Below are 17,375 nucleotides of genomic sequence, written 5' to 3' on the forward strand. Positions count from 1 at the left end.
CTTATCATCCTTCCTACTTGATAATTTACAATTATTTTAGTTGTGTCTATTATTTTCAGCATTAACAACAAAACTGAAAACAATGATAACTAATCTACACTTCTTAAGAAATTGTCTGTTGTCAGAACCCACTATCTTATTATAATGTAATTTATACAATGTTAATTATTAAACACATTGTAAAAAAAGTCTATATTCAAGTTAGAAAGGATAGGAGAGAATTGAATAATAATCCTAAAACTGTCACAAATTCTCCAAAAAAAGGACCTATTATGTTCATTATGATATTAGGGGCTTTCATTGCAACCTTAAACCAAACACTCATGAGCGTCGCTACTCCTGAATTAATGGTTGAATTTAAAATCACAGCTGCAACAGCACAGTGGTTAACAACAGGTTACATGCTGGTAAACGGTGTCTTGATCCCCATTACCGCTTACTTAATGCAGCGGTTTACCACCCGTCAGCTTTTTCAAGCGTCCATGTTTATCTTTCTAGCTGGGACCATCGTTTCTGCTATTGCAACAGGATTTCCTTTATTATTAACCGGACGCATGATTCAGGCGGCGGGTGCAGGAATCATCATGCCGCTGCTTACGAATGTCATTCTGACCATCTTTCCTCCCAACAAACGAGGAGCAGCCATGGGGATGGTCGGGCTTGCGATTATTTTCGCCCCAGCCATTGGTCCTACCATTGCCGGCTATATTATTGAAAACTACAAATGGGAAACAATGTTTTACGGAATGATTCCATTTGCTGTCATTGTTATTGTACTGGGATTCATTTATCTCCGAAATGTATCTGATCGTATCAAGACAAAACTGGATATCCTAAGTGTTGTCCTCTCTACCATTGGTTTTGGTGCCCTACTATATGGTTTCAGCCGAGCTGGAAGCCTTGGATGGTCAGACATGGAGGTACTAAGTACGATCGCAGTAGGCATCTTGGCCCTCGCACTCTTTTCAGGGAAGCAGATGAAATCGCAAAATCCGCTGCTTGACTTGCGTGCATTCAAGTATAATATGTTCTCCTTAACGACCATTATCAATATCGCGGTTACGATGGTGATGTATGCAGATATGATGCTGCTTCCGCTTTACCTTCAGAATATCCGTGGTTACACAGCCATTGAGTCCGGTCTTCTCCTTCTTCCAGGTGCGCTGATAATGGGCTTCCTTATGCCAGTTACAGGGAAGTTGTTCGATCGCTTTGGCGCAAAATGGCTAACGGTTATCGGAATGATAATTACCATTCTGACAACGATGGGCTTTACCAACTTGACAGATTCGACAAGCTATACCTTTTTGGTTCTGATGTCAACAGGGCGTCGCATTGGGATGGCCTTGATGATGATGCCTTTACAGACCGCTGGTTTGAATCAATTGCCACAAAAGTTAAGTGCTCACGGAACGGCCATAAGCAATACCATTCGGCAAGTGGCGGGTGCTGTCGGTACGTCGCTTCTTGTTACCGTTATGTCAGACCGAACGAAATCACATCTGCAGGATATGGCTCCTAATGCGGCTGCTAAAGGCTTTACTCAAGGGCAGCTTATTAAGGAAGCCACCATTCAGGGTATTAATGACGCCTATCTTGTTATTATTGGGATCGGCATCATCGGATTACTTCTTTCCTTCTTTATCAAGAAGGTTAAACAAGCATCCGAAATAGAGCCCAAAGCAACTTTGGGAAAGGTACCACAAAGAAGCTTGGAAACTACCTAACTTAACCAACATCCATTGTATGGAGAAGTTTAAGAGAGAATAGAAAATTATAAACAATTGGAGGAATTGATATGAGACTTCAAAATAAGGTTGCCGTAGAATAATTCCACGTGGAGGTAAACCAGAAGAAATTGCAAATATAGCTCTTTTTCTTGCTTCTGATGAATCAAGCTTTGTTAATGGAACAGTTATACGGGGGATGCAGGTTGGAACGCTTATTAATTTAGTACATTTATAAATGTGTTAAAACCGTCGAGATTTATCTTGACGGTATTTGTTTTTTTTTAGTTTATGAAACATAAAATTTTAACAATAAATATCAATATATTATTTTGTTTTATATTTTTGTATAATACATAACAAGAGTCTATATATCGGGATAAAATGCGTATAACTGTTGGGAAAGCCCAGTAAATGTCACTGATAACATCCTTTTGAAAGGGTATTCATCATTGGAAATAAATTTTTTACTTCAAATTAACAGGAGGGATAGATCATTTATTGGTTTTTTAGAAACAAATCTTTATATTTTAAGCTTATTTGTATATTTATAACAATTATCTTACTATCTATAACCATCTCAACAGCACTACCAGCTCATCAATATTCAAAGCAGATTGAACAGCAAGCGAATGTTCATACGAGGAAAGATATTGAGCAAGTGAAAAAAAATATTGAGTCACATATTAAGGAATTAGAAAATATTACAGAGTATTTAAGCAGGACCGAAAATGTAAGCGATTTTTTGCTCGTTCAAAAGCCCGCTGCTGGTCTGCAATCTAAAATAAAAACGCAGATGAAAATGTATACGGATACACACCCAGAGATTGCTGGGGTTTTAATAGTTAACAAGTCCGACTTGTTAATAAGTAATGAAATGTCCAGAACGACAAGAGATCCTCTAACCAATGCGAGTTGGTATAAGCAAGCAGCTAATGCTCCTTCTGTGATTCATTTGGAAAGCAGGCCAATCGGCAGGAACCTCACCACAAGTCCAAAATACAGCGCGGATGAAGTGCTGTCAGTTACCAAAGCGGTCATAAATGAAAAAACAGGTGAGGTTTTGGGAGTTATTCTGATAGATTGGAAGCTTGATACAATTAATAATGAAATCCGGAACATGGGCTTTGGTGCGCATGGATTTGTATACGTTATAGATGAACAGTCTCGTATAGTGTATACCCCAGTTAATAAAATCGTTTATCGTATAAAGGATTCTTGGTTCAATAATAGAAAATCAGGAAGTTTTATTAAAAACATTCAAGATACTGATTTCCAGGTGATGTATGACTACTCTGAATATACTAGATGGAAGATTGTTGGAGTTTTCTCAATTAATGAAACCCTTGCTTTTATAAAGGATATGAGATGGACTGCTGGAATTATTGCAATGGTTGTGCTGATTCTGGCAATTTTTGCAGCCGCTTTTTTCACATCGTCGATTACAAGGCCTCTCAGTCAACTTAGCTCACTAATGAAAAAGGCAGCACAAGGAGACTTGGACAATAAATTTGAAAGTAAAAATGAAGATGAAATTAAGCAGCTTGGAGACAGTTTTAATAGCATGATTGAATCGATTAAAAACCTTCTCAATCTCATTAATTTGATAGAGAAACGAAAGCGTGAGGCAGAGTTAAAGGTTCTGCAAGAGCAAATTAAGCCTCATTTTCTTTACAACACATTTGATACCATTAAGTGGATGGCCATGGAATATCAAGCAAAGGACATTATGGACGTGATTGATGCGTTGACAAAACTTTTTCGGATTGGGTTGAGTAAGGGAAAAGAAAGTATAAAGGTATCAGAAGAGATTGAGCACATAAAAAGTTATCTGATTATTCAGATGACTAGATATGAGGATAAATTTGATTTTGTTATCGATGTACAGGAGGAGGCTAAAGAACTTTTTGTTCTCAAACTCATCTTGCAGCCTTTAGTAGAAAACTCGATTTATCATGCGATTAAAACCAAGAGAGGTCGAGGAAAAATATTAATTCAAGTAAAGATCATTGATAACAAGCTATTTCTAAGTGTAACGGATGATGGAAATGGAATGAATCCAGAAATGATAACAAAATTAAATCAACGTCTGCAAAAAACAGGGATGATTGGCGGTGCAGATTCGGGTGGATATGGCATGTTGAATGTAAATGAAAGAATTAAGCTCTCTTTTGGAAATGACTATGGTTTAATCGTTCACAGCATAGAAAATAATGGTACAACGGTAGAGATTTGGCACCCAATCGTCCGAGAGGGGTTAAGCTGATAGGTTTTTCTTTCATTTTATTAGGGGGAATGGAAATGTTGAAATTACTTATTGCTGATGATGAACCTAAAATCATTAGAGGGTTGAAAAAATCTCTGAATTGGGATGAATGGAATATACAAATTGCAGGTGAAGCTCAAGATGGGGAGACCGCATTTGAATTGGCTCTGGAGGTTAAGCCTGATATTCTTTTTTTGGATATCAATATGCCTTTCCTTAATGGATTGCAATTGATTGGAAAACTGAAAAAGGAGCTGCCTTCTTCCATTATTATCATAATCAGTGGACATGATGAATTTTCATACGCACAGGAGGCCCTTCGATTAAATGTATTTGAATATTTATTAAAACCAGTAAATCCTGATGACCTGAAAAGAACTGTTACCAAAGCGGTCAACCATTTGAATGAATCTAGAAGAAGTAATCAATTGGTCCAATGGATGAATGAGCAATTGAAAGAGAATGTCGATTTGGTTAGAAACAGCTTTCTCTGCAAGTGGGTTAAAGGGCAGTTAAATGAAGAGGAAATTCATAAGCAGCTCCACTATTTTCGTCTGGATTGGGAAAAAGTTGGGATTTTTGTAATTAAGCCAAACAGGATAGCTGTAGAAGGAAATATCGGAGATGCTTGGGAAATGGATCTATTGTTTTTTAGCATGCAAAACATTATCGATGAATTACTCGATGCTTTCGAGCCACGTGTTGTTTTCCGGGATGAAAGCAATCATATCGTAGCAATGATACCTACGGAAGAGTTAGAGCCAATGGATCTGTTATGTGACCAATTTGAAGAGGTTATCGAAAAGTTGACAGGTAAAAAAATAATGATAGCCAAAAAAGTTGTAGAAAAGCTACCAACCGAAATCCCAGATGCTTATAGTAATTTCATCAAAGAGCTTAACGAACAATCTATGATTATGCCAGTGGTTATTTTGGCTAAAAGATATATTGAGAGACATTACTACAAACAAGATTTAACCCTCCAGGAAGTAGCTCAAGAAGTTAATGTTAGTCCAAGTTATTTAAGCCGGCTTTTAAAGGAAGAATTAGGTTCTTCCTTTATCGATTACTTAACCCAAGTCAGGATTCAATATGCGATTAAATTTATGGAAAACCCATCATACAAAATTTATGAAATTGCGGATAAAGTCGGTTATAATACTCAGCATTATTTTAGTACAGCTTTTAAAAAGGTAATGGGTGTATCTCCTTCTAATTATGTTAAGGAGGTAGGGCATTAGTGAAAGCCGGGTTTCGGATTAAGAAAAGATATTGGATGTCAATTTTAGTCTTAATAATCCTTGGATGGTTTGGCTTTAAAGCAGCGCATGCTTCTCACAAGTCGAATGAAGGGACAAAATTTGTTATAGGTGTGTCCCAGGCAAATTTAACTGAACCTTGGCGAGTCGCTATGAATAATGAAATTAAAAGTGAATCAGATCGATATAAAGATTTGCATGTGATTTATACTGATGCAGCTCATAGTATTGATAAACAGAAGCAAGATATTAATAAATTACTTGATTTTGGGATTGACTTGTTGATTATCTCCACTAATGATTCCAAAAGTTTAACACCTATAATCGCTAAGGTGCATAAAAAAATACCGGTTATCGTCTTAGGTCGAGCAATCGACGGGTATGATTATAGCTTATTTATTGGACCAGCCAATGAGGTCATTGGCAGAAATGCCGGGCAATTGGTGGCAGATCTGGCTGGAGATAAGAAAGTAAATTTAGTAGAAATACAAGGACTCTCCCAATCACCTCCAGTGATTGAAAGAAGTAAGGGCTTCAATGAAATAATCGAAAATCATCCTAATATTCACCAGGTGGATACGATAGTTGCAGATTGGAATCGAGATAAAGCCGAAGATGAGGTAATAGAGAGGCTAAAAAAGAACCGCAAAATCAATTTCGTCTTCGCACATAGTGATGCAATGGCTCTTGGGGTACATAGGGCATTAGAAAAAAAGGGAATTCAAGGAGTTAATATCATTGGCGTGGATGGGCTAGAAGGTGATGATGGAGGACTTGATTTGGTTAGACGTAACATTTTGAAGGGGACCTTCGCCTATAGGACTGGTGGCAATGAATCAATTCAGTATGCGATGGATCTTTTACAAGGCAAATCTGGTATTCCTAAAAAAATACTTTTGCGTGTGAATAAAATTACGAAAGAAAATGTGGACCAATACGTACAAACAAAACAAAATACATTGGATGAACCTAAAAAACTAAAAAAACATATTGTTTTAGGATTTGTACAAGTGGGCAAAGAAAGCAGCTGGAGAGCGGCAAATTCCTCCTCGATTAAAAAAGCTGCCCAAGACTTTGACATTGATCTTAAATTTAAAAATGCGAATCAAAGTATAGATAATCAAATTGAAGCTATTCGAAACTTTATTAAGGAGCGGGTAGACGTTATTGCATTTTCGCCGGTTGTCCAAACCGGGTATGAAGAGGTTTTAAGGGAGGCTAAACGGGCCGGAATTCCTGTTATCTTGACGGATCGTGAATTGGACTTTAATGATGATTCACTTTGGCTGACTTCTATTGGCTCCGATTTTCAAGAGGAGGGTAGGAGAGCTGCGAGATGGCTTCTAGGATTTACCAAAGGAGTAAAGAAGGATATTAATATTGTAGAATTGCAGGGAACACAGGGGTCTTCACCAGCGGTTTATCGGAAAAGGGGATTTGAAGAACTGCTAAAAAGTAATACAAACTATCACATCATCGCTTCCCAATCAGCTGATTTTACGAAAGAGGCAGGTAAACGTGTCATGAAAGAGATGTTGGAAAGGTATGGGGATAAGATTCAGGTCGTTTACTCCCATAATGATGACATGGCACTTGGAGCGATTGAGGCAATTGAAGAGGCTGGGAAAAGGCCTGGGAAAGATATTTTGATTATTTCAGTAGATGCAACCAAAGAAGCATTTAATGCCCTATTTTCAGGTAAATTGAATTTGACGGTGGAGTGTAATCCATTATTAGGACCTGAATTAATGAAAGTGATATTAGATTATCAAGAAGGAAAAGAGATTCCAGTCAAAATCGTTACAAAGGAAGGGATTTTTAGTCAAGACAACGCCAAACGGGAATTCATTAATCGGGCATATTAATTCTTGAACTATACAAAGAACTCGAAAAATAACAAAAAAGATATAAATCAAAAACAGGGGTAAAATAGTACAGAAGATTATAAATTTTTGAAGTTTTCTATAAATACAGTTACAACTTTTCTAATTAGAATAAAACATCTAGTGAATAGACCTTGAAACCACGTTAAAAGTGGTTTTAAGGTCTATTTTTCTTTTTTGTATACTTAGTTAAACTAGTAAGCAAAGTTTCTATTGATAAAATTTTGCTATAAAAATAATGTGTTGTATTTTATAAAATATCGTAGATTTTTATAAAGATTGTCTACAACTGATTTGATATACTCTCACATATGAAAGCGTTTAAATAATATTTTTTAAGGAGGTATTACACAACCCTATGAAAAAAGTAGTTTCGAAAATTATGTTATCAACACTACTATTATCATCCTTTTCAACTGCAGCCTATGCGGATAACCCTATCATTAAGGATAAGTTCACCGGAGACCCGGCTGCGCTCGTTCAGGGTGACAAGGTTTATCTCTATGCAGGACACGATGAAGCGAGTGCGGGTGGAAATTTTTATTACATGCCAGAATGGGTCATTTATTCTTCAACTGATATGGAGAATTGGAAACAAGAAGGATCACTTAGCGTCAAGGATACCTTCTCATGGGCAAGGGAAGATGCCGCATGGGCGAGTCAAGTAATCGAGAGAGACGGTACCTTTTATTGGTATGTAGCCACTAATAATAAGGACGGTAGTGGATATTGTATTGGTGTAGCTACCTCCCAAAGTCCAACTGAAGGGTTTAAGGACGCACTTGGAAAGCCGTTGATAACCAATCAAATGACGACCTCTAACATTTCATGGGATGATATTGATCCTACAGTATTGGTGGATGATAACGGACAGGGGTACCTATACTGGGGAAATTCGTATCCATACTATGCAAAGCTCAAACCGAACATGATCGAGCTAGACGGGGATATTCAAAAGGTTACCATCAATAACTTGAAAGGTGGTTTCACAGAAGCTCCGTGGATTCATAAACGGAATGGCAAATATTATTTATCATTTGCTCATAATTGGCCAGAAGGACTAGCTTACGCAATGAGTGAGAGCCCTACCGGTCCGTGGGAATATAAGGGAATGCTTATGGATCCGTTCACCTCAGACCCTAATGATAAAAACAATAGTAATACTAGTCATCAATCCATTATTGATTTCAAAGGAAAATCGTACATTATTTATCATACCGCTGCTTTGCCAACTGGAAGTTCATACAGACGCTCAGTCTCAATCGATCGATTATACTACAATCCCGACGGCACAATAAAAAAAGTTGTCCCTACTTCCACAGGCTTGGATGGTGAAGGACAAAAGCTGCAGTCGTACAGTTTCCTAGACCGCTATATTAGGCACTATAACAATGATGCACGGATTGATCCTTTAGACGTATTAAATATTTCAAATTTTGATGCCAGATGGCAGATAGTCCCTGGACTAGCGAATTCAGGAGAGGAGTATGTTTCCATTCAGTCTGTGAATAAGCCAGGATTCTATTTAAGACATAGTAATAATGACCTCGCACTTGTAAAAAATGACGGTACAGATTTATTCAAAGCTGATGCCACATTTAAAAAGGTGCCTGGTTTATCGGATCTAAACTGGTCTTCCTTTCAGTCATATAACTTCCCGAATTTATATATTAAGCAAAAGGATTACTTATTGAAGTTAGAGCAAGTGAATACCGAAGGGGATAAAGAGAATGCAACTTTTAAGATGTCAGAAGCAAATGTAAAGGATGTCCAACTGAATATCGATAGTCTTACACTGCAACAAAATAATGAAAGCAGTTTGTCTGCTGTTGTATTACAAAGTAGTGTACTTAATCAAAAAGTGACTTTTACATCCAGTGATCCTAATGTCGTATCCATTTCTAATTCTACTTATAATCCTGAAGATGGAAAGACAACCGTTACAATTGCTGCGAAATCTCCGGGTAAGGCTGATATTATTGCTACGACCGACGAAGGACAATTCGCTGATTCGGCTGCAATTACTGTAGAAAAACAGATGCCTGCAACTATAAAGGATTTAAAAATATCTGTGAATAATAGAAAAGTTCTAATCGAAGGCTATTTGACCAAGAAAAAAGGGACGGATGTAGCCGTTATAGTTACAGCGCCAAATGGTAAATTGGATTATCTTGATCAAATTACCACGGAAGACGACGGTAAATTCAGTTATGTCTTTACACTTTCGAATCATGCAGCTGGTAAATATGATGTCAGACTCGGTGCTGCAGACTTAAGTGAAATAGTGAATACCAGCTTCCAATATAAGCCCGGACCACAAAATCAATGAATATCTTGAAATACTTAACTAGGTACCTATGCACTAGTTTAGGAGAAACAATCTAATAATCTAAAAAGTCAATCTTATGTAAGAATCATAAGGAGGGATTAAATATGAAGTTAAAAAAAACAATTCATTGTGCACTGGCAGTCACACTTTTGTCGGTTCCAACAACGATTATTCCTTCGTGGGCTGCTACAATTACACCAGAAACAACAAGTGCTGTTGACCAGGAAACTGGGATTGCTTCAGTAACGGAGGAAGGTCTCACAACTTGGTATAAATTCGATCAATTAAACGGGACATCAATAACTGATGCCTCTGGTCATGGCAAGGATGCCACCGTTATGAATGGGGCTTCCTTGGCTACAGTGGCAGGCAGGACCGGTATTGATCTTGAGCATACGAAAAGCCAATATGTCCAGTTGCCAAAAGGTATTATGAGTACACTGGATGATTTCACCATCTCCACATGGGTATATCTGGATTCAAAAACAGGAAATTGGACTCGAATTTTTGATTTTGGAACCGGAGCTAATGCAGGGAAAATTTTCCTTACAGAAAACCTGTATTTGGATGTAGTAGGACGAGTGGCCGATGCCACTCCGAGTGCCCCGAAGGTCAGTGAATGGACGCATATCGCTGTCAGTAAATCAGGAACAGCTTACACAATCTATGTTAATGGCAAGGTTGGTGCGACTGGAACTACAACCAAGAAACCATCTGATTTTGGAGAAACCGCCTATAACTATATTGGAAAATCGAATTGGCCTGATCCTTATTTAGACGGTAAAGTGAGTGATTTCCGCATCTATAATAGAGGATTAAGTGGAGAAGAAATCCAACAGGTTGTCTCTGAATCTATGACGGATCAAGAAGCCGTTGGGAAAATTGCAGGAACATTGAGCGTCGATGATACTTCAAAAGTAATTCAAGATTTAAAATTACCTGTGACTGCTGACAATGGGGTATCGATCTCTTGGAAATCGGATTCTCCTTCTGTTATTTCCGATACCGGTGTAGTGACAAGACCTGCAAAAGACCAAAAGGATGCAAGTGTTACCTTGACAGCGACAATTAGCCGGAATGGGTATTCAGAAACGAAAAACTTTACGGTCACAGTGCTGGCTGACAATATCGTATCTATTGAAGACGTAAATCTGAGAACAATGGTAGATTTCCCACCTAAGTTTCCTAAGAAGGTAACAGTACACTATTATGATGGTCATACCGAGCAACTAGATGTAGAGTGGGACCTTATTTCAAATGATGATTTCTCACAAACTGGGAAACTTGAAGTCAAGGGCTTTGTCTATGGTACCAAAATTCAGCCTGTTGCCAATATAAGTATTACTAAGATTGCCAAAGTTGACGAGGTGAACGTTAAGACAAAACAGGGCACCGCGCCACAGATGCCATCTACTGTAGATGTACATTATAGTGACGGATCCACTGGAACACTTAATGTGGATTGGGCAGAAGTGAACAAACAAGATTATACTAAAACCGGAACCTTTACCGTTAAAGGGGAGGCAACAACCTATGAATATACTGACCCATTGATTGAGCAAAGAGCAGATCCTCACATCTTTAAGCATACTGATGGCTATTATTATTTCACAGCATCGGTTCCTGAATATAACCGCATTGTTTTGCGGAGAGCAAAAACTCTTCAGGGCCTTGCCACAGCAGAGGAAAAAGTAATTTGGACCAAACACGCTACAGGGGATATGGGAGCGCATATTTGGGCCCCTGAAATCCATTTTATCGATGGAAAATGGTACATTTACTTTGCAGCGGGAGCAGCGGAAGATATTTGGAAAATCCGTCCATATGTTCTCGAGTGCGGAGATGCGAATCCACTTACAGGAACATGGACAGAAAAAGGCATGATGCAAAAACCAGCAGGCAGTACGGCCTTCACCAATTTTTCCTTAGATTCCACCACATTCGAGAACAATGGCAAACGTTATTTCGCCTGGGCACAGAAGGATGGCGGAAATTCGAATCTTTATATCGCTGAAATGAGTAATCCATGGACAATTACAGGGAAACCGGTTATGATCTCCACTCCGGATTACGCTTGGGAAAGACAGGGATTTTGGGTCAATGAGGCACCGAGTGTATTAAAGCGGAATGGAAAAATATTCATGACTTTTTCTGCAAGCGCCACCGATGCTAACTATTGCTTGGGGTTATTGACCGCTTCGGATACTAGTGATCTATTAGATCCTAAGTCATGGAACAAATCGCCAGAACCAGTGTTGAAAAGCGATGAAACAACGGGCCTTTACGGACCGGGACATAATGCCTTTACTGTAGCGGAAGATGGGAAAACGGATATCCTGGTTTACCATGCCCGCTCCTACAAAGATATTCAAGGGGATCCCCTGTATGATCCAAACCGGCATACTAGGGTGAAGAGAATAACATGGAATGCTGATGGTACACCGAATTTCTCAAGTGTTCCTGTAGATGGAGCCGTACCTGGACCTGCTATTTCAGTAAAGGCGAATGTGACTGTTGATGACAATGCGGAATTTTCGGTCGTCACTGATTTTAGTTCAAAACAACTACATCCGAAGGAAAAATTAAGTGCTAAAGTTCAGGTTACGAGCAACAAGAGCACTGCTCAGTCTATTTTAGTGACAATGGCTCTGTACGACAGTGATAATCAACTGGTGGACATCCAGTCTCAGACCCAAAGCATCGCAGCTGGTTCTAAGTCTTCTTTCTCTTTGAGCATGAAGATGCCTGCCAAAGTGGATGGTCACAAAGTGAAGGTCTTTGTGTGGGAAGGAAAAGAAATTGGATCCTCTTCACTAAAGCCTGTATCGTCACCAAAAGTTTTGCAATAATAAAAAAATCAGGGCTAAGCTATGCTAGTCCTGATTTTTTTGTATGATAGGGTAGGCTCAATCTATCGCATACGACATTAAACAAATTGAAGAATTAGGATTGTTAAAATAAGCCAGAATAATCATTAAATAGACCCCAAAAACTACTAAATAGTAGGTTTTAGGGTCTACTTTTTTATTTTTAAAAAAATAATCACTTAAATATTATATTTTCTAATGTACAAAAGAAAGCGGAATATTATAAAAAAACGCATTTCATTGAAAATACATCACTAGAGTAATTATTTATAATAAACATAGATTCAAATTAATTAAGGGGGAAGTCATATGAAAAAATTTAGAAAATTGTTTACTGCATTAATTTCAACGGCAACTGCGATCTCATTAATGACAGGATGTGCTGCCGGGAACAACCAACAGGCGAGTAGTGGTTCAAGTGGTGGGAAAGATGGGAAGATTGTCGTTGGTTTTTCTCAAGTAGGAGCTGAAAGCGAGTGGAGAACAGCTAATACTAAGTCAGTCAAAGAAAGTGCAGAAAAAGACCCACAAATTGAATTAAAGTTCTCAGATGCCCAGCAAAAACAGGAAAACCAAATTAAAGCAATCCGTTCTTTTATTGCTCAGAAGGTGGATGTAATCGCTTTCTCTCCTGTTGTTCAAACAGGTTTTGATACAGTTCTTCAAGAAGCGAAAACAGCAGGTATTCCTGTTATATTAACTGACCGTGCTGTAGATGCCGATCCATCCCTTTATAAAACGATGATTGGATCAGATTTCGTTGAGGAAGGCAAGAAAGCGGCACAATGGATGTTGGACAATGTAAAAACGAATAAGCCGGTAAATATCGTTGAGCTCCAAGGAACGGTAGGTTCTGCTCCTGCCATTGACCGAAAAGCTGGTTTTGAAGAAATAATCAAAGATCATACCAATTATAAAATTATTAAATCTCAAACAGGTGACTTTACCCGTACTAAGGGTAAAGAAGTAATGGAAGCATTCTTAAAGTCTAATGGAAAAAATATCAATGTTGTATATTCTCACAATGACGATATGGCAATCGGTGCAATTCAAGCGATCGAAGAATATGGCTTAACTCCAGGGAAAGATATCAAAATCATTTCTGTTGATGGTGTAAAAGGTGCTTTTGAGGCGATGATGGCTGGCAAGTTAAATGCCTCTATTGAATGTAACCCATTATTAGGAGAACAGTTGATGCAAGCAATTAAGGATGTTAAAGCAGGTAAAGAATTACCAAAGTGGATTAAGACAGAAGAAGGCATCTTTGATACAACTAATGCAGCAAAGGAATTCCCTAATCGACAATATTAAAAGCTTTTTTAGATATAGGAGCTCTCTTATTAGGGAACTCCTATATTACTCATAAAATAAACAAAAGGAGCATTAAAACAATGTTCATACAAGAGAAACCAATTCTATACATGGAAGGTGTCACAAAGTCCTTTCCTGGAGTGAAGGCTTTGTCTGACGTTAACTTTACTCTTCGTAAAGGAGAAGTTCATGCTCTCATGGGTGAAAACGGTGCAGGTAAATCAACGTTAATTAAAGTGCTAACCGGAGTCCACAATTTAGATGGAGGTACCATCCTTTTCGACGGACAGAACATTGAGCCGAAATCTCCGCTAGATGCCCAAAATATTGGAATCAGCACGGTTTACCAGGAAGTGAATTTATGCCCTAATTTGACAGTAGCAGAAAATATTTTTATTGGCAGACCACCGAAAAAAGGCGGCAGAATCGATTGGAAGTTAATGAACCAAGAATCACAAGAAATCCTAAAGCGAGTAAATCTTGATATTGATCCGACTAAATTACTCTCTTCTTACTCTGTTGCCATTCAACAAATGATTGCGATTGCTCGCGCAGTTGATATTTCAGCAGGTGTATTAATCTTGGATGAACCGACCGCGAGTTTGGATGAAAACGAAGTAAAACAGTTGTTTAAGATCATGCGTAAGTTGCGTGATGAAGGAATGGGAATCGTATTTGTCACACATTTCTTAGATCAAGTTTATGAAATAACGGATCGTATCACAGTCCTTCGGAACGGTAAACTCATTGGCGAGTACAAAACGAGTGAATTATCTAGGATAGAATTAGTAACTAAAATGGTTGGTAGAGAAATCGATGAAAAAGAACACAGCAAACAAAACAAAAGTATAGTTTCTTCATTAAAGAAAAAGGAAGAACATTTCTTAAAAGCTGTCAGTCTAGGAAAAAAAGGTACGATAGAGCCATTTGATCTGGAAATGAAAAAAGGGGAAGTACTTGGTCTTGCTGGTTTACTTGGTTCCGGCAGGTCTGAAATTGCTAGACTGATATTTGGAATTGATAAAGCAGACGATGGTGTCATTTATATAGATGAAAAAAAGATTTCGGCCATGTATCCTAAAAAAGCTATACAACAAGGGATGGGATTTTGTCCGGAGGATCGTAAAAAAGAGGGCATCATTGGAGAATTAACTATCAGGGAAAACATGATTCTTGCTCTTCAGGCTAAAAGAGGCATATTCAATTATATCTCTAGAAAAGAACAAGAGGAAATCGCTAATAAATATATTAAAATGCTGCGAATAGCTACCCCATCTATGGAACAACAAATCAGAAATCTAAGTGGAGGTAATCAACAAAAAGTGATTCTTGGCAGATGGCTGGCAACCAATCCGAAATTGCTTATACTAGATGAACCTACTCGTGGAATTGATGTAGGAACTCGGACGGAAATTCAAAAATTAATACGAACACTTGCTAATGATGGTATGACGGTTTTGCTTATTTCCTCCGAATTGGAAGAATTAGTAGCTTGTTGCGATCGGGTAATTGTTTTGCGTGACCGTTCTCCGATTGGACAGCTTCGCGGAGAGAATATATCAGAAAGTATTATTATGAAAACTATAGCAGGAGCTGGCGCAAATGTTTCTTAATCAATGGAATAAACTGAGGCATTCAAAGGTATTTTGGCCTTTAATGGCCCTCTTAGCATTACTTATATTTAATTATTTTTTTATACCAGGTTTTTTTAACATCGAAATCAAGAATGGTCATTTATTTGGAACCATAATTGACATATTAAATCGGGCGGCTCCGCTTATTATTGTATCAATTGGTATGACCTTAGTTATTGCAACAGCTGGTGTGGATATCTCGGTTGGAGCTGTTGTGGCGATATCAGGTGCAATGGCAGCTTACCTGATCGGAGGAACTCTGGTTGTTAACAATGGAGTTCAAGAGTATGTAAGTGATACGCCTATGGCGCTAGCCATCCTTGCTGCCCTTGGTGCTTCCGTCCTTTGCGGAATGTGGAATGGCGCATTGGTGTCTAAAATAGGTGTTCAACCAATGGTAGCCACCCTTATCCTTATGACAGTTGGACGGGGAATTGCACAGCTGTTCAGTGAAGGACAAATTATCACTGTCTACTATAAACCGTTTAGCTTTTTTGGTGGTGGATACTTTTTAGGAATACCGTTTGCTATTTTTGTTGCCGCTGTATTGGGGTTACTAGTTTACTTGCTTATGAGAAAAACCGCAATGGGATTGTTTTTAGAGTCGGTAGGAGGAAACATGGAATCCAGCCGATTTACTGGGATTAATTCGAAGAAGATCATCTTCTGGGCTTATGTAATCTGTGGTTTGTGCGCAGGAATCGCAGGAATCTTGATTAGTTCGAATGTGAAGAGTGCAGATGGAAATAACGCTGGATTATGGATGGAGTTAGATGCAATATTAGCAGTCGTCATTGGTGGTACTTCAATGAACGGTGGAAGGTTTTTCCTATCAGGTACCATTATCGGTGCTCTTTTCCTTCAAATGTTAAAAACCACTATTTATTCCACTGGAGTTCCTCCTGAAAGTATACTCGTGGTGGAAGCAATTGTAGTAATTATTGTTTCGCTTGTACAATCGGAAAAATTCAGAAGCTTATTTATCTTAAAAATGGGCAGCAAGCGTAAGAAGGGAGTAATTCAATCTAATGAGAAACATGCTGCGAGTTAGTCAATTAAATATCACGTTAATTTCGACCATCATTCTATTTCTTTCCTTATTTAGTGTAGGTTCTTTTCGTTATACGGGCTTTTTATCATCGCAAGTCTTTCTGAATCTATTTATAGACAATGCTTTTTTAATCATCATTGCTACAGGATTAGTATTTGTCATATTATCTGGTGGAATCGATTTGTCAGTAGGATCGGTTGTTGCGCTAACCACTATGGTGTCCGCAAGTATGCTTCAGAAAGGTGCAAACCCGGTTATTGTTATGGTTGTAGTTCTTTTAATGGGAATCATATTTGGATTTGCACAAGGATACATCATTCAGCGTTTTCAATTGCATCCATGGATTGTTACATTAGCAGGTTTGTTTTTGGCCAGAGGACTTTGTTATTTTATTAGCATCGAATCTATTACTATCATAGATCCATTATTTACCAATATATCTCACTATAAGATTATGCTGGGTGGACAATATTTTATTTCCATTAGTGTATTGATTAGTATTGTGTTTGTATTGGCAGCCATGTATGTGGCTAAATATACAGAGTTTGGTCGGACTGTTTACGCCATTGGTGGAAACGAACAATCGGCTATGCTTATGGGACTGCCTGTTGTAAGAACTAAAATTCTTATATACGCTATCAGTGGCTTTAGTTCTGCCCTCGGAGGCTTGGTTTTCACCTTCTACATGTTGTCTGGATATGGGCTTCACGCATTAGGTCTAGAAATGGATGCCATTGCAGCATGTGTCATAGGTGGAATCCTTTTAACCGGCGGGTATGGATATGTTGTTGGTCCAATGTTTGGCGTGCTGAGTATGGGAGTAATTCAAACCATTATCATGTTTGAAGGTACACTCAGTTCATGGTGGACAAGAATTGTAATTGGAGTCTTATTGTTTGTTTTTATCGTACTTCAACGCATAATCGTCATTCAGAGTGAAAGAAACAAAACGATTATTAAAAGAAAAGAAAGAAAAGCACTCGCTACCTGAATCAACGATAGAGGGAAATCTGAAGTGAATTTACTATAATAAAACCATTTTGATCAG

Annotated in this window: 10 protein-coding genes and 1 pseudogene; all 11 read left to right on the forward strand. The window is 38.2% G+C overall.

What is annotated here, in order from left to right; all coding sequences use genetic code 11:
• The first annotated feature begins 272 nt into the window (after positions 1-272).
• The 11 genes and pseudogenes from ACSU6B_RS06095 (at position 273) to yjfF (ending at position 17,318) form a co-directional block, all read left to right on the forward strand.
• On the forward strand, positions 273-1,727 hold the full coding sequence (locus ACSU6B_RS06095; RefSeq protein WP_410883604.1) for a DHA2 family efflux MFS transporter permease subunit: 1,455 nt from the start codon (positions 273-275) through the stop codon (positions 1,725-1,727).
• A 100-nt stretch (positions 1,728-1,827) separates the two neighbouring features.
• Positions 1,828-1,949, forward strand: a pseudogene (locus ACSU6B_RS06100) (SDR family oxidoreductase); the annotation flags it as partial.
• A gap of 394 nt (positions 1,950-2,343) precedes the next feature.
• On the forward strand, positions 2,344-3,993 hold the full coding sequence (locus tag ACSU6B_RS06105) for a cache domain-containing sensor histidine kinase (protein WP_410883748.1): 1,650 nt from the start codon (positions 2,344-2,346) through the stop codon (positions 3,991-3,993).
• A 35-nt stretch (positions 3,994-4,028) separates the two neighbouring features.
• Positions 4,029-5,234, forward strand: coding sequence for a response regulator transcription factor (locus ACSU6B_RS06110; protein WP_410883606.1), 1,206 nt, complete (start codon positions 4,029-4,031; stop codon positions 5,232-5,234).
• A complete protein-coding gene (locus ACSU6B_RS06115; protein ID WP_410883608.1) occupies positions 5,234-7,117 on the forward strand; it encodes a substrate-binding domain-containing protein in 1,884 nt (627 codons plus the stop codon). The genes ACSU6B_RS06110 and ACSU6B_RS06115 overlap by 1 nt, the downstream gene beginning before the upstream one ends.
• A gap of 376 nt (positions 7,118-7,493) precedes the next feature.
• A complete protein-coding gene (locus ACSU6B_RS06120) occupies positions 7,494-9,464 on the forward strand; it encodes a family 43 glycosylhydrolase (RefSeq protein WP_410883610.1) in 1,971 nt (656 codons plus the stop codon).
• A gap of 104 nt (positions 9,465-9,568) precedes the next feature.
• Positions 9,569-12,313 (forward strand): family 43 glycosylhydrolase, encoded by a 2,745-nt coding sequence (locus ACSU6B_RS06125; protein ID WP_410883612.1) that lies wholly within the window; start codon positions 9,569-9,571, stop codon positions 12,311-12,313.
• Positions 12,314-12,640: 327 nt separating this feature from the next.
• The gene (locus tag ACSU6B_RS06130; RefSeq protein ID WP_410883614.1) at positions 12,641-13,642 is read left to right on the forward strand and encodes an ABC transporter substrate-binding protein; all 1,002 of its coding nucleotides are present in this window, start codon (positions 12,641-12,643) and stop codon (positions 13,640-13,642) included.
• 80 nt (positions 13,643-13,722) lie between these two features.
• Positions 13,723-15,255 (forward strand): sugar ABC transporter ATP-binding protein, encoded by a 1,533-nt coding sequence (locus tag ACSU6B_RS06135; protein ID WP_215003504.1) that lies wholly within the window; start codon positions 13,723-13,725, stop codon positions 15,253-15,255.
• Entirely contained in the window at positions 15,245-16,327 is a 1,083-nt protein-coding gene (locus tag ACSU6B_RS06140) for an ABC transporter permease (protein ID WP_410883616.1), read from the forward strand. The genes ACSU6B_RS06135 and ACSU6B_RS06140 overlap by 11 nt, the downstream gene beginning before the upstream one ends.
• Positions 16,305-17,318 (forward strand): galactofuranose ABC transporter, permease protein YjfF, encoded by a 1,014-nt coding sequence (yjfF, locus tag ACSU6B_RS06145; RefSeq protein WP_410883618.1) that lies wholly within the window; start codon positions 16,305-16,307, stop codon positions 17,316-17,318. Before ACSU6B_RS06140 ends, yjfF begins: the two co-directional genes overlap by 23 nt.
• The last annotated feature ends 57 nt before the right edge of the window (positions 17,319-17,375 follow it).

Source organism: Neobacillus sp. C211 (assembly GCF_051842875.1).
In the GTDB taxonomy this organism is placed as follows: domain Bacteria; phylum Bacillota; class Bacilli; order Bacillales; family Cytobacillaceae; genus Neobacillus.

Coding starts and splice junctions, on each gene's coding strand:
- ACSU6B_RS06120 (WP_410883610.1), top strand. CDS start 7,494: ATGAAAAAAGTAGTTTCGAAAATTATGTTATCAACACTACTATTATCA.
- yjfF (WP_410883618.1), top strand. CDS start 16,305: ATGAGAAACATGCTGCGAGTTAGTCAATTAAATATCACGTTAATTTCG.
- ACSU6B_RS06140 (WP_410883616.1), top strand. CDS start 15,245: ATGTTTCTTAATCAATGGAATAAACTGAGGCATTCAAAGGTATTTTGG.
- ACSU6B_RS06130 (WP_410883614.1), top strand. CDS start 12,641: ATGAAAAAATTTAGAAAATTGTTTACTGCATTAATTTCAACGGCAACT.
- ACSU6B_RS06135 (WP_215003504.1), top strand. CDS start 13,723: ATGTTCATACAAGAGAAACCAATTCTATACATGGAAGGTGTCACAAAG.
- ACSU6B_RS06110 (WP_410883606.1), top strand. CDS start 4,029: ATGTTGAAATTACTTATTGCTGATGATGAACCTAAAATCATTAGAGGG.
- ACSU6B_RS06095 (WP_410883604.1), top strand. CDS start 273: ATGTTCATTATGATATTAGGGGCTTTCATTGCAACCTTAAACCAAACA.
- ACSU6B_RS06125 (WP_410883612.1), top strand. CDS start 9,569: ATGAAGTTAAAAAAAACAATTCATTGTGCACTGGCAGTCACACTTTTG.